General features: G+C 58.5%; 12 protein-coding genes. All 12 read right to left on the minus strand.

Features of this window, described 5'->3' with window-relative positions; translation table 11 throughout:
* Window positions 1–47: 47 nt before the first annotated feature.
* The 12 genes from FIU93_RS20910 to FIU93_RS20965 all read right to left on the minus strand — a co-directional run bounded on the left by FIU93_RS20910 (window position 48) and on the right by FIU93_RS20965 (window position 12,177).
* A complete protein-coding gene (locus FIU93_RS20910; protein ID WP_006933090.1) occupies window positions 48–1,283 on the minus strand; it encodes a tail sheath protein in 1,236 nt (411 codons plus the stop codon).
* A gap of 87 nt (window positions 1,284–1,370) precedes the next feature.
* A complete protein-coding gene (locus tag FIU93_RS20915) occupies window positions 1,371–1,931 on the minus strand; it encodes a DUF4376 domain-containing protein (protein ID WP_152506619.1) in 561 nt (186 codons plus the stop codon).
* Between the two features lie 2 nt (window positions 1,932–1,933).
* Window positions 1,934–2,914 (minus strand): hypothetical protein, encoded by a 981-nt coding sequence (locus FIU93_RS20920; protein WP_152506620.1) that lies wholly within the window; start codon window positions 2,912–2,914, stop codon window positions 1,934–1,936.
* A complete protein-coding gene (locus FIU93_RS20925; RefSeq protein ID WP_152506621.1) occupies window positions 2,915–4,579 on the minus strand; it encodes a hypothetical protein in 1,665 nt (554 codons plus the stop codon).
* A 9-nt stretch (window positions 4,580–4,588) separates the two neighbouring features.
* Window positions 4,589–7,873 carry a DUF4815 domain-containing protein gene (locus FIU93_RS20930; RefSeq protein WP_152506622.1) on the minus strand — a complete coding sequence of 1,095 codons (3,285 nt, stop codon included), beginning with the start codon at window positions 7,871–7,873 and terminating at the stop codon, window positions 4,589–4,591.
* Window positions 7,873–8,976, minus strand: coding sequence for a phage tail protein (locus FIU93_RS20935; protein ID WP_152506623.1), 1,104 nt, complete (start codon window positions 8,974–8,976; stop codon window positions 7,873–7,875). Before FIU93_RS20935 ends, FIU93_RS20930 begins: the two co-directional genes overlap by 1 nt.
* Entirely contained in the window at window positions 8,973–9,824 is an 852-nt protein-coding gene (locus FIU93_RS20940) for a baseplate J/gp47 family protein (RefSeq protein ID WP_152506624.1), read from the minus strand. The genes FIU93_RS20935 and FIU93_RS20940 overlap by 4 nt, the downstream gene beginning before the upstream one ends.
* A gap of 9 nt (window positions 9,825–9,833) precedes the next feature.
* A complete protein-coding gene (locus FIU93_RS20945) occupies window positions 9,834–10,232 on the minus strand; it encodes a GPW/gp25 family protein (RefSeq protein ID WP_209010190.1) in 399 nt (132 codons plus the stop codon).
* A 3-nt stretch (window positions 10,233–10,235) separates the two neighbouring features.
* Window positions 10,236–10,421 carry a hypothetical protein gene (locus FIU93_RS20950; protein ID WP_152506625.1) on the minus strand — a complete coding sequence of 62 codons (186 nt, stop codon included), beginning with the start codon at window positions 10,419–10,421 and terminating at the stop codon, window positions 10,236–10,238.
* A 9-nt stretch (window positions 10,422–10,430) separates the two neighbouring features.
* Window positions 10,431–10,982: a phage baseplate assembly protein V gene (locus tag FIU93_RS20955; RefSeq protein ID WP_152506626.1), complete on the minus strand. Its 552-nt coding sequence runs from the start codon at window positions 10,980–10,982 to the stop codon at window positions 10,431–10,433.
* Window positions 10,979–11,794 carry a hypothetical protein gene (locus FIU93_RS20960; protein WP_152506627.1) on the minus strand — a complete coding sequence of 272 codons (816 nt, stop codon included), beginning with the start codon at window positions 11,792–11,794 and terminating at the stop codon, window positions 10,979–10,981. Before FIU93_RS20960 ends, FIU93_RS20955 begins: the two co-directional genes overlap by 4 nt.
* Complete coding sequence (locus FIU93_RS20965; protein ID WP_152506628.1) at window positions 11,794–12,177, minus strand: hypothetical protein; 384 nt, start codon at window positions 12,175–12,177, stop codon at window positions 11,794–11,796. The genes FIU93_RS20960 and FIU93_RS20965 overlap by 1 nt, the downstream gene beginning before the upstream one ends.
* Window positions 12,178–12,192: the final 15 nt, after the last annotated feature.

A 12,192-nucleotide genomic window follows, 5' to 3' on the forward strand; every position in this document is an offset into this window, starting at 1 on the left:
GATCCTGATTTTTCGAAAATCGTTAGTCGTTACCGTGTCAGCGCCGATCAGAGATCGTTCGACAGACGGGCGATGATTTCGTTGACGAGGTTGTCGACCGCGGGTCGGTACCGGCGGATCTCGTGCTGAGCGAGCTTGAAGACCGGGCACGGCTCAATGCCGATTGTCAGCTTGAGCCGGCCAAGGCGGATGTTTTCCGGGCTGTTCTGACTGGCCTTGAACATCTGGTCCTTCGGCGTGTAGCCGAGAATATTGCCTTCATTGACATGATCACGCAGCGCGAATGCAATCGAGTTGATCCAGGACTCCGTTGTGTCCGCATGAATGCGGCGACCAAGGAACTGGTTCGTGATCTCGATGATCTGCGTGATGATGTAATCGGTACCGCGCACCTGGTGGATCTGCTCCCACAGTTCGCCGGTCTGGGCATTGTCCGTACCGATGAAGCGATACCCGCCATCGGCAATCGCACCATCAACACCGGTTTCGCCTTCGGCCACGATGGCGACGTTCGCCGCAAGCAACTGCTGGCCCTCGGTGGAACCGTCCAGCGTGGAAAACGGGATCTTCCGGGAAAGACCGGCAAGGCCGTACAGCTCACGGTTTGCAAACGGGTGGAACGGCTTGCCGCCGCCAACCTGGTTGTCGATCCGCGCCATCAGACCGGCAACGCGCGGCATCATCGGACGGGTGACAACCTGCGCACCATCCCAGACCTTTGCCGCGACACCGATCGGCATCAGACGTTCCGAGGTCATCGTCTCGCGCGCGTCGATGGCGTTCGCCGCGGAAGTGTCGTCGACGTCGACAGGGGCGACAGCCATGATCTTGCCGAGGTTGGCTTCCAGCGCAGCGATCACCGGGTTGGTGGTTTCGAGATCCGGGCGCCAGGCAGTGCGACCGGCAACGACAATGCGCGGGGTCTTGTTGACTGCGGAGGGGATGCTGGCAATGCCGTTGACAATGGTGGCAATTGCAGCCGCGGTCGCGGCGACGTCCACGCCCTCGGCAACGCGAACGATCGTCACATCCGCTCCGGAGTTCAGATCGGTCAACTGATCGTTGATCCCTTTGACGGCATCAGCCAGCAGCCCGGTACCGAGGGCGGACACGGCCTCGGCATCGCTGGTCGAGATCCGCACCGGTGTATCGGCCGGGTATTCCGCAACCGAAGCGTCCTCGGACGTTTCGATCAAGAGCATCTGGGAGAAGTCGGCACCAAGCGCCGGAACGATCTCATCGTCCGGGCGCGTGAAGCTCATTCCAAAGACTGGTTCGGTCATCTTTCCTCACAATCAGCCCGACAACCGGGCACAAAAAAACCGCCTCACGGGCGGTTGCGGTCAGGGGTTAGAAATTTGCGGAGCTGGTTACGGCCAGAGCGCGACGATCTCATCGAAGTCGGACGGGACCGGGTCCATTGCCTTGATGGCGTTGGCAGCGAAGATATGCGCCGACTTGTGATCGAGGACAGCTTCACCGAAAGCCATCATCGTCTGCGCGTCCATCTTCACTCGGCTATCATCGGCCGCGATCCATTCGAAGTCGCCAGGGCCACCGTGCCAGGTGAAATCACCAGGCTGGGCACCGTCGATCAGAATAGCCGACTGAGCGCGGGAATAAGCGCCCTGAATGTTCTCGCGATCTTCCGGACGGGTCTGGAACAGTACGCCGTTGAAGTTAATGCCGGCGTCAATCCGGCGATCGCGAGCAGCGTTGATCTGATCGTTGGTTACGCCCGGCACCGGTTTCAGGGCCGGCTTCAACAATGCCGGAACTTGCGCCGCAAGGAACGCGGCGACGGCTTCGGCCTTGCCGTCATCCCGGATCGGCCACGCCCAGTTGCCGGAGCGCTCGTCACTGTCCTGCGTGAACGTCACGTCAACGCGGGTTTCGGTTTCATCGGTGAAGTGGATTTCTGTGACCTGCATCCCTAAATCTCCGCATCTACGTTAATGGCTGAGAACCCACATCGCGTTGTTGCCCCGGCTACGGTATCGAGCCTTGCAGCGAGTTCTATGTATCCGGGTTCGGAAGTTACTGCGTGAGAAGACCACGTCCCCACGTTCGAACTGAACGTATAAGTGACGTCAGGATCTCTGATCATTGTGGCAGGCAGGCCTATCGGCGTTTGGTAGTAATACCCCGCAGTCTGCCCCCGAAGCGTAATCCCCGGTATGTGGTAGAAAAACCTCTGGCTCCGCAGCAGTTCCATACTGGCGTCCCGCAGTCCCTTCAGATCTCCCGGCACATTCAGAAGGTTCCCAGGGAACACCCCGAAATTGGCAATATCGAAATCAGCGGCTTGCGGACCAACATTGAGCGGTTCGGTACGAGCTGTCCCCATGGAGAGCCAGAAAAGCAGCTCGTACCGTGCAAAGTTTCCGAGTGCCGAAGGTGTCCAAGCCGGGACGTTGACCAAAAACCTGTTGCGCTTCCAAATCCCGGTCGTGGTCATTGCATGCGTCTTGTAGTCAATGCCATTTACGTCATCGGCAGGGTTGCCGCTGTTTGCTGCAAGCCTCCCTTCGATGCCCACAGTCAGCGGATTATTCACACGCCCGTAGAACTCAACAGTGTACTGCTGATTGGTCATCCTCTGCGGATAAGGGAACTTGTATCTGAACCCGGCGTAATGCTCCGTTCCGGCCCCTCCAAGGGTGCCGTTGAAAGAGACCCGTAGATAGTTATCCGGGTTTTGCGGAACTTGCCCGTGGGCAGGCGTGAACGCCATGTCATCGGCAGAGAAAAGGCCGGGAAGTTCCGAGGCAAACACCGACATCCGGTCATGAACCAAACCTGTGGTAGTTCGACTACCCAGACCGCGCTGGTTTACATCCATGAACCCGTTGATTACGAGGTCCTTATTGGGGCCGAATGGACCATCGATCAGGCTTTGGGGGAGAAACGTCATTTAAACCTCCGCCAGCAAAAGAAAATCTGCTTCGAAACGGTTGATGTTTGCCCCGCCTGTCCCTTCGGCGTAGACCGCAAATCCATTCGCAGTGACATCGGCCACAATCTCATTTTTTGTGTTTTGACGAGTGGTGACCGTCATGTCGATATCCGGAACTCGGTGCATCGGCGGCGCAACGCGCACGTCTTCAAACAGGAAATCGACACCGTCAGGAATAGTGTTCTGATGGCGGAAACCGAAATTCACAGAATCGAGTTTTCGCGCAAACCTTTGGCACCGCTGATCTTCCAAATCTTGGCCCCGGTAGTGCCGCGTGACGTCTGCCAAGGTGTCGAACTCGTCGCAAACATCACCTTCAAAAACCAGAAATCCTGTGTAGTCCAACCGCCAAGGGTCGGTGCTAGCATCGAGCAATTGCCCAATTCGCAGCTTCAAAAAACTGTCAGAGAGCAAGTCAACCCCGTCGATCTCGGGGATATCCAGGACCACTTTCTTAAGCGACCATGTTGCATCCACGCTGAAGCTCTGGCTATCCACGGTGTAGCGCTCTGGCGTAGTTGAAGCCGCCCCAAAAAACTGATCCGCAGAGACAAACAAACTGCCACCGGCAGGGTTCACGCCACGGGCAAGAAACACGACAGTGATTGTGTCACCCGCAAACTGACGTGCGCTCGGCCACCGCTGAGCCACACGGCAATTGTCGTTGCCCACCGTGACATCGAAACGCAGGAAATGACGGATGTCGTAAGGCATGCCATCTTCACCTCGCGGCAATACCTCTTGCGTAACAATGCCGGTGGCACCTGATAATTCCAGAACCCACCTATCGAGCGTGTAGCCGTCTAAGGTGTAGGACGCCTGCCCCCTGACGTTGTTCAACATGTATGGGTTCCAAGAGTGGTTCCAGCGGAACGGCTTTTCGCCCGATGCCGTGAGCGCTTGCCTGATCAGGGCGAGTTCCGACACGTCTTTCGACAACTGTGCGAAGCCTACAGTTTCGAGAGACGGCATGCCGATCTCAACAGCGGTCAACACCAAGGCGTTAAGCGTAATCCCCTCAGGAGGCTTGTAGCTCAAGGTGACGTCCGAACCGGCCAGCGTGAAATCTTCGTGAAGCACCGAGACCCCATTGAGATTGAGGATCACGGCATTCTTTGAATTTGGCGTTGCAGGAAGCGTGAAGGTGTCGGTCTCGCCATCGCATTCATAAGACGCCACAGAAGGATCGACGGTAGGTGTCGTGACTTCCTGGACCAGCTCGGCAAGTGCCGCCTGGACGTTGTTCGCGGAAAGACCGTTGATCGGGTCGATAGCAAAGAACGCGGCCTTGGCGGCAACAGACACCCACTTCTCATTGAGGTATTGCAGGAGCATGCCCTGTGTAGCGTCGGATACGTCCGTATCTTCCAGCCCCGCTAGCGTGCCGGACACGTTGGCAATGCTGTCTGCCAGCGTGTTCAACTCGGCTTGCAGGCCTTCGACATCGTCAATGACATGGCCATGATTTGCGGCCGCAACGCCAGCAAGTGCTGTCTGGAGCGCATGGATAAAACCATCGATCATCTCCATCGCCAGAATAAGCCGGGTGAAGTCATAATCGACATCGTTGGCCGGGTCCGGCATTGGAATGCCGAGTTGTGCTGTAATTGCGTCGGTTGGCATCAGAACCTCTTAGTGACCGTAAGCACGCAAACGCGCGATGGAGGGACGCGCGGCAGGCGTGCCGTTGAGGGTGACTTTCACGCGGCCGCCGTTGGGGGCGGAAAAGCCTGCAAGATTAAGCTTCGGTTCCGTCCAGCCGCCGCCAAGCGCGCGGGCGCTCTCCTGAACGAGCGGCTGCCAATTTTCATCCCCATTGCTGTCAACGAAGATCGTCACCGTAGCGCCGGCCGGCTGCCAGCGATCGAACAGCGCTCGTAAGCCAACCGGACCTTCGATCTTGAAATTCTTCGAGACATAGTCCGCTTGCTCCTGCACCTGCCCGCCAATGATCGTGGTGCCCGGCCAAAGGACAGGCGACAGGTACTCGTTGCCGTTCAACACGGCGCGCAGAGTGATCGTCTCGGAGACATATTCATCGAACTCGATGGACTGCCCTGAAGCGAGCGGGATCACATCGCCATTGGCGCGAACAAGCTCGTACCGGAACCTGGTCTGATCGGATTGCAGCTCGACCGTGCCGCGAACGACCAGGTCGGTGATCGCCTCGATGTCGCCCTGGTACAGATCTACGGTTTTTTCCACCGGACTGAACTTGGCTGCGACGATATCGATCTTGAGATCGCTTTTCGGATGCGCCACCCAAGTGGTGCGGTTCGATCCGGAGAACAGGTCGCCATTGGTATAGGGCTGCGATGAAACCAGCTGCTGGGATTCAGGAACCACCTCACCAAGCGTTGCGATCTTGAGGGCGTGGTCCGCATCGTCGGTCATGATGACAACGCAGTATTTTTCCGAAGCACTGAGATAGTGCGGCGCATCCCAACGCGGGCTGACCTGGTCACCAGGCTGAACGCCAACCATCGGAATGAACGTGGTCGCCAGAACTTCATTGGTCGGATAGCCGTTCAAGGTCCGGGCGAGCTGGCAAACCAAGCCATTGGCCGGATCTCCAACCTCGGCGATCTCCACGTCAAACCCGAGCATCATGCAATCCACCGGCGGGACGAACGTGAATGCCAGTGGATCGCCGTTCATGCCCCCTTCGCGTCCGGAGCCTTCACCGGGGCCGCGATTGTTGGACACGTTGTTTACGTTGGTGACACGCACGATATTGTTGATCACGTTGACCACGGGTGGCGGCGCGGCCCTGGTCACCAGATTGACCCGGCGCATCACCTCGACGGTGATTTCACCTGCGCCAACGAAGGACGCCTCGGCGAAGCCACCGGCTGCGCCTTCCGCCCGGATCGCATGCGTTCCGGTCGGGACACGGGGCGGGATCTGGAATGTGCCTTGCACGTCACCGTTGGCACCGGCAACAAGCGGACCTGCTGGCGTCACGTCCCGCCCTGCGAACAGAAGCTTTTCCAACTCTTCGTTGGGGGCAAACCCTTCGATCGTGAAGTCGATATCGATCTGCCGCAGGAACTCTGCCGCCCGTGTCGTCTGCCGCACTTCTTCGGTAATCGTAGTGCGGCCCGGAGACTGACCGGGAGCTGCCGTGAACTGGCGCGTGATGGACGAGGTCCACTGCGTTTCAGTCGACGTCCAGAAGTCGTTATTCGGGTTGAGAGCCAGCAAACCCGGCATCGGGTTATAGTTGGCGTACGGGTTGACCTTCATGGACCCGGTTGCCAGTGGCTGCGAGATGATCACTTCTTCGGTGTAATCAAGGATCGCGAGCGTGTTGATCGTCTCGACAAACTGCTCATAGACCGGCAGCTGCAAGACGCCCTGGTTGGCGGCCGCTGTTTGTACGACACCCTCATCGCGGTAGAAATCACTCCAGAAATCATCCGTGAAGATGCCATCGGCAGAGATCGCAGCCGCGTCCGGTACCGATTGTTCCATGAGCGTCCGGTTGAGCTGATCGGCGAGTTTCACCGTAAGCCGCAGATATCCCCAAAGCTCATCATAGGTCGGTACACGGGTGCCGTTGTTGACGATCTCCGGAGCGCCGTCCCACGTGTTGTGGATCTCGGCAATCTTCAGGTAGCCCTCGGGCGGCTTCGGCGGCAGAGCGCCCTTGCGAGCGGACTGCCCTTTGACGACGCTCGGCGTGCCATCGATATCAAAAACAAGAACATCCTTGCGCGGGATCTTCGAGTTGTAAGTCAGCAATGCCGTTTCGTCGGTCACGCCGCCTGACAGCGTGATAGTCGTTGCGTCGAAGGCATCCGGCGCGACCTGCTTGAAATACCGATAGGTGACGACATACGTGCTGCCGGCAGCCGGCTCATCACCAGCCGGAGCCCACGAAATATTGTCGCCAGACAGGGAATATGTTGCCGGATCAAACGTGGTCGCGGCCTGCGTGACGCTTATGATTTCGACAATCGATGCTTCCTGCAGTTCATCCAGACCGTTGGGCACAGGCCCGCGCGTCACGTTCTCGGAGATCTGCATGGTGACAACCGCAGAAACCACGTTCGCGATCGGCGGCCTTGCGACTGTCAGAACTGCTGTGCCGCTGCCGCCATCGGTGAAGGTCTTCGCCTCGGCCGAGACCAGTTCAAGATCCGGATCTTGGGTCTGGAACAGGGTGAAAGCGGTTTCGCGCGTGCGGCGCCAGCCCTGAATGTTCGCAGCACCGGCACCCACCGAAAGGATCTGCCGGTCGTTGCCGTCATCCCCAAGCGCACTGACTTCACACCCTTCAACGATGTAAGAGCCGCGTGCGCGGTCGTAAATGGCAGCGGTCGCAAGAATGCCATCAAGCGCAGGCGGAGCGGTCTGATCAACGACAGTGCCGTCGAGCAGCTTGTAGACCTGAATAAACTGGCCTTCGCCGCCATCGTTCAGCAAACCCCACTCAAGCGACCGGTTGGTCCGGTAAGCACCCGGTTCCCCTTCTGCATCGGTACCCGGATGCAGGCCGACGAGAGAAGCATCTTCCTCGTGACCGATGCGGGTGACCACCTGGCGCACGCCGACGATCACGTCGCCAGAGATCGGAACATCATCAAACTGAGCGGCTGCAACGGAAAGAACATGACCGTCAATGTAGATTCGGCCGGCCTGCAGGATGATGCTGGCCGTGGTCGGAATGGCGTTCGGGTCTTCCGGGTCTATGTCGAATGCGACCTTGATTGCCGCATCGCTTTCCCGGTTGCCATTGCCAGCAACCAGATCGCCAATCGCCTGGATACGGCGGCCGGTCAGTCCCTGCAGTTCATTCAGTTCCGCGCCCTGAATGAAGCGGTCCTCGACAAATACCAGATCCGTCCGGGTGGACGGCGCGTCTGGAGTTCTGTCATAGGCTGCGGCAATGCCGGACTCGTGTTCGTAGGCCATCAGAACCTCAAGAAAAATTGGACGTATTCACGAACCGTCTCGCCAAAAAGGATCGAGATCGGCTGTGACGCGATTTCAACGCCTCCGGTCAGGCCGGCAGGCTCCAGCCAGAGTTGGCCGGGTTTCGACTGGTCGGTGACATCAGCGCCGAAGACGATGGAGACAGACGCGGCTTCTGAGCCGTAACCGTCGCCGAACCCGGTGCGCACAAAGACATGCACCCCGATCGGGTTCTCAAGGCTCGGCTCCAGAAAGTCAGTGCCGAACGCGTATCCGGTGAGCCCTTGTTCAACACCCCGGCAGATAGCCCGGCGATAACCAATCGTCTGGTCACCGTCATCGGCAAAGCGAAGCCAGCAAGGCAACGCCTCAATGGAACTCGCCATCGAGACCCTGCGGCCAAGCGCGGCGTCATCGGCCCACTTGAACGTGGCCGTTGCCCAGGGAAACTCCATGTCGGCCCAAAGCTGACTCGGTACTTCGGGAAGCCAAACACCAAGCGCGGTCAGGTCATCTTCCGTCAGAACGTGGGTGTAGCGATAAGCTCGACCGAAAGACCATTTCGGCCCCTTGCCATCGATCCGGACACCGCTGTCATCTCCAAGGATCGACCCGCTCAAAAGGGTTCGGCAACCTTCGGCGGCCGGCACATCGTAGCCATGGACGCCACGGCGGAATGTTGACCGCTCCGGGCGGCTGATCTCGACGAGGCCAGCTATGATGCCAAGATCGTCTTTCTCATCGCGGACCCGGTCCAGATCAATCTGGAACTCGGCCCATGCGAGACGCCGAGCTGGCGGATCTTTGAGCGTGCCGGAATAACCAGCAACCGCGAGGCCTTGGGAAATGGCTTCATGCGTGCCCCTCACCTCGCACCAAGGCCTGCGAAGCGCCAGAATGCCGCCATAGGTCGCGACATAGGGCTGGAGAAGCCCCATGCCGAACTCATGAACCAGATACGGCCTCAGATCGTCAGGCTGCACGCTATGCTTCCACCCGGAAATATAGCTCAGAGCGGGATCAATCTTCGGTGCCTGATCCCCTGCCCGATCGAGCGCGACTTCAATCGGTGTCGCATTGGACGGAAGAAGTGTCTCTGTCATCGACCCCGCCCGGCAAACTGAACGGTCACGTCACCAATCTTGACGGCTTCCTCCGGGCTTGCGACCACATCAGCCGCCGGTGCGTTGACCACGACATTTGAAACGCCGGACACCATTGCTGCCTTGCTCACCCAAGCCCGGTACAGGTCGAGCCCCAACAGGTTCTCCTGGTCGCGCGCCAGGCGAATGAGATCTGGAAGCTCTGCGAGAACGTCTTCCGAAGCATCCGGTGTCAGGGTGACCGAAAGATCAACCGCCACAACTTTCTGAACGGCGGAGATCACGTTGTAACGGTCGGACACCAGTCGCACCGCGGGGGCTTCAAGTGCTGCCCGAACAGTCGCAAGAAGGGACGCAGAAGCCGCGCCGCCAACGTCAGTTGACAGAACTGCAATGTTGACGGTCGGGTCTCTGTCTTCGGTCCATGTTGCGATATCGCGAACCTTGGGGCTCGATGCCATTGCAATGGCCTTGAACCGCTCATGGGTGCCGCCAGGAGACCGGCCAATGGTCGCCAGCTGAACGCGCTCACGCAAGCGCTCATCCGTTTCACCTGCGAGCCTGGCAACACCGTAGTGGGACGCCAAATGCTCAAGATCGGTACCGGTCGAATAGGCAAGGATCTGGTTCCGAGCGACATGGTTCGCACGGGTGCGCAAGCGGATCTCGCGATAGGAGAAGGCTTCCAGAACGATCTTGACCGGATCTGTTTCGAGCGCACCGACATCATAATCGATGCCTTCGGCAGCAAACAAATCCCTCACCTCATCAATGAAGCTTTGCAAAATGGTCTCGTAATCCAGTTCCTCAATCACTTGAGGATCTGGAAGGCTGGAAAGATCGATCACGGTTTACCCTCAGATGACCGAGGCCGAGGCGGAGCCGCCTGCAAAACGCACGGAAAAGGAAAGATTGCGCTCGATGGTGAAGTCACCAAGATGGCCGCGGGGCCGATAGTCCGCCTCAATGACGATGCCGACTGTCCCGCGGCGTACTGCGTCAGCCGAACCGCTGAAGGAAACCCGGCGCACATGCAGACGGGGCTCCCAGAGATCTATGGCGGTTCCGATCACTTGCTGCACGATCGCCATCAGTGACGGCTTGACCGCCCGGCCGAGCAGCTCAGCGACCCCGCCTCCGAACTGCCGGCGCATCACGCGCGATCCGATGCCCGTTGACAGGATCACTTCCACGCTCTGAAGCGTGTGTGTGAGATTGTCGATCGGGAGCATCGTCACGCGGTCAAAACCGGACATGGCTTATTCTTCGCCTTCTGCGGACCCGAAACTGTCTGCCGCAGCTTTCGGCTTGGACGTCAGGAGTCGCCCGAGCGACACGTCATGCATCGCCTCTCCCTCGGTCAGACGCAGTTTGCGGCTTTCGGGAATGCGAGCGGCGCTGATCGCGCTGACACCGTCAGCGACGTAATAAGTCTTCTTCGACATGGATTTCTCCTAGTGCGGTCCTTCGGTGTCCGCTCCGCCGGGGATAACCCCGGAGTGGACATGATCATCGCCGATGTTTGTGCCGTTGTGCATGACGTGCCCGTCCTCAAAATCGACATCGCCTTTGACCAGCAAGTTTCCTTCGATTTCAACGTCAGCGATGAATTTCACCAAGCCACAATCAACGGTCAAAGTTCCGTCTTTCAATGTGACTGTAGCGCCCAATCCCTTTAGGACGTTTGCCATCAAATCGGCGCTCGGCGCAGGATTGCTGTCGGTGAATCCACCTCGAAGTAACACCCCCTGCCGAATGTCACCGTTCGGGCTGAGAACACCGACAACTTGCCCCTTCGATAGAGGTATCCAAGATGATGTCTGACCGCCGCTTTCCGGATGCGGCAACCAGGGCGACAGAAACGGGCCGTCTTCATCGTCGCCAAGCTTGATCCGGTATCCCTTCGCAGGGTCGATCTCTTCAATAGGCCCGATCCGGATCATTTGACCGAACCGGGTTTTCAGCATCTCGATATCGATGCGCTGCCCTGTCAGAAACTCAATCATGTCCCTACCTCAACCGGCTGACCGCCCGCGACATCAATCGTCACATTGCTGATCTCGCTGTCCTCATCCGCATCTGGCACGTATTCAAAGCCGAGCGAACCGAGTTCGGTCAGGGTCAGGCCGATCCGCTCGCGCGCCTCTTCAAGATCCTCCGGGGACACCGGGATCTGATCGAGGATCAGCGCTCCGAGCTTCTGGTCATCGGCATCGCCAGCCGCGAGCAATGCGAGGAACCGTGAAAACGGCGCGCCCTCAGGCACGTCCTGAAGGAACTGCGGATCTTGCAGGGCGTCGACCGTAAACGTCAGCTTCTGAGCCGCGACACGCTCCCCTGTCCGGTCGCTGCCGGCGCGCTCACAGGTGACTTTGACGACGCGGCGGATCAAGCCGCGCAACACTTCCGCAGCTTCATTCTTCCCATCTGACAGACCAGACCGAATTTGCCGCCCCAGAATGTCCAGGTAGAAATCATGCATCCGGCTCGCATGCGGGATCGTCGGGAAAATGACCTGCATCTTTCTTCCAGGATGGTCCGGATCATCAACCTCTTCACGCATGGCGTCGGTGACACCGTATTCGAGGCAAAGGTTTACTAGGCCGTTCTCGTGAAACGCACGCTGCTCGTCAGGCTTGGCTTCCGCGTCATCGGTATAGACCGCGATGAAGCGGCCCTTTTCCGGTTTGATGTTCAGACCATTTTCGTCCTCACCGAGAATGCCGATCTCGCTGTCGAGCACGTTTGCACCGGCCACGGTGCGATCCTTGAGGGCTTTGACCGCGAGCATTCTGAGTGCGATCCGCACGAGGCTCATCAGTTCTCTCCCAGATTGATAAATAAACGGCCGTGACCACGATCATCGACGGATGAAACCTTCCAACGGGGTTGCCCAGGGCGGTCCAGTGCAATGACATGGTCATCCTTGCGGACAACGAGATCCGGATATTTCACCGGATCCGGTTTCAGCACAGCGCCACCCGTCCGGATATTGCCCAGAAACTGGCCGGAACGGTCACCGGAAAGCGATTGTGTCTGACGTCCTTCCTTGACCAAGGGCGCTTCAATCTCGCGCGCAGGGCGTTCCGGGTCTTCTCGGCCATCCTTCCACGAGACGATCCGCACACGTTCCGCGAAATCCCCATCGTTTCCGGCAATGACAGCGTTGTTGACATCGGCATTGCCGGAAAGAATTGGCATTTCGGGTTCCTTCGG

Origin of the sequence: Labrenzia sp. THAF35 (assembly GCF_009363595.1) — a bacterium.
Taxonomy (GTDB): Bacteria; Pseudomonadota; Alphaproteobacteria; order Rhizobiales; family Stappiaceae; genus Roseibium; species Roseibium algicola.

Excerpts from the sequence above, each read along its gene's own strand:
- FIU93_RS20910 (WP_006933090.1), bottom strand. The coding sequence starts at position 1,283 with ATGACCGAACCAGTCTTTGGAATGAGCTTCACGCGCCCGGACGATGAG.
- FIU93_RS20915 (WP_152506619.1), bottom strand. The coding sequence starts at position 1,931 with ATGCAGGTCACAGAAATCCACTTCACCGATGAAACCGAAACCCGCGTT.
- FIU93_RS20920 (WP_152506620.1), bottom strand. The coding sequence starts at position 2,914 with ATGACGTTTCTCCCCCAAAGCCTGATCGATGGTCCATTCGGCCCCAAT.
- FIU93_RS20925 (WP_152506621.1), bottom strand. The coding sequence starts at position 4,579 with ATGCCAACCGACGCAATTACAGCACAACTCGGCATTCCAATGCCGGAC.
- FIU93_RS20930 (WP_152506622.1), bottom strand. The coding sequence starts at position 7,873 with ATGGCCTACGAACACGAGTCCGGCATTGCCGCAGCCTATGACAGAACT.
- FIU93_RS20935 (WP_152506623.1), bottom strand. The coding sequence starts at position 8,976 with ATGACAGAGACACTTCTTCCGTCCAATGCGACACCGATTGAAGTCGCG.
- FIU93_RS20945 (WP_209010190.1), bottom strand. The coding sequence starts at position 10,232 with ATGTCCGGTTTTGACCGCGTGACGATGCTCCCGATCGACAATCTCACA.
- FIU93_RS20950 (WP_152506625.1), bottom strand. The coding sequence starts at position 10,421 with ATGTCGAAGAAGACTTATTACGTCGCTGACGGTGTCAGCGCGATCAGC.
- FIU93_RS20955 (WP_152506626.1), bottom strand. The coding sequence starts at position 10,982 with ATGATTGAGTTTCTGACAGGGCAGCGCATCGATATCGAGATGCTGAAA.
- FIU93_RS20960 (WP_152506627.1), bottom strand. The coding sequence starts at position 11,794 with ATGAGCCTCGTGCGGATCGCACTCAGAATGCTCGCGGTCAAAGCCCTC.
- FIU93_RS20965 (WP_152506628.1), bottom strand. The coding sequence starts at position 12,177 with ATGCCAATTCTTTCCGGCAATGCCGATGTCAACAACGCTGTCATTGCC.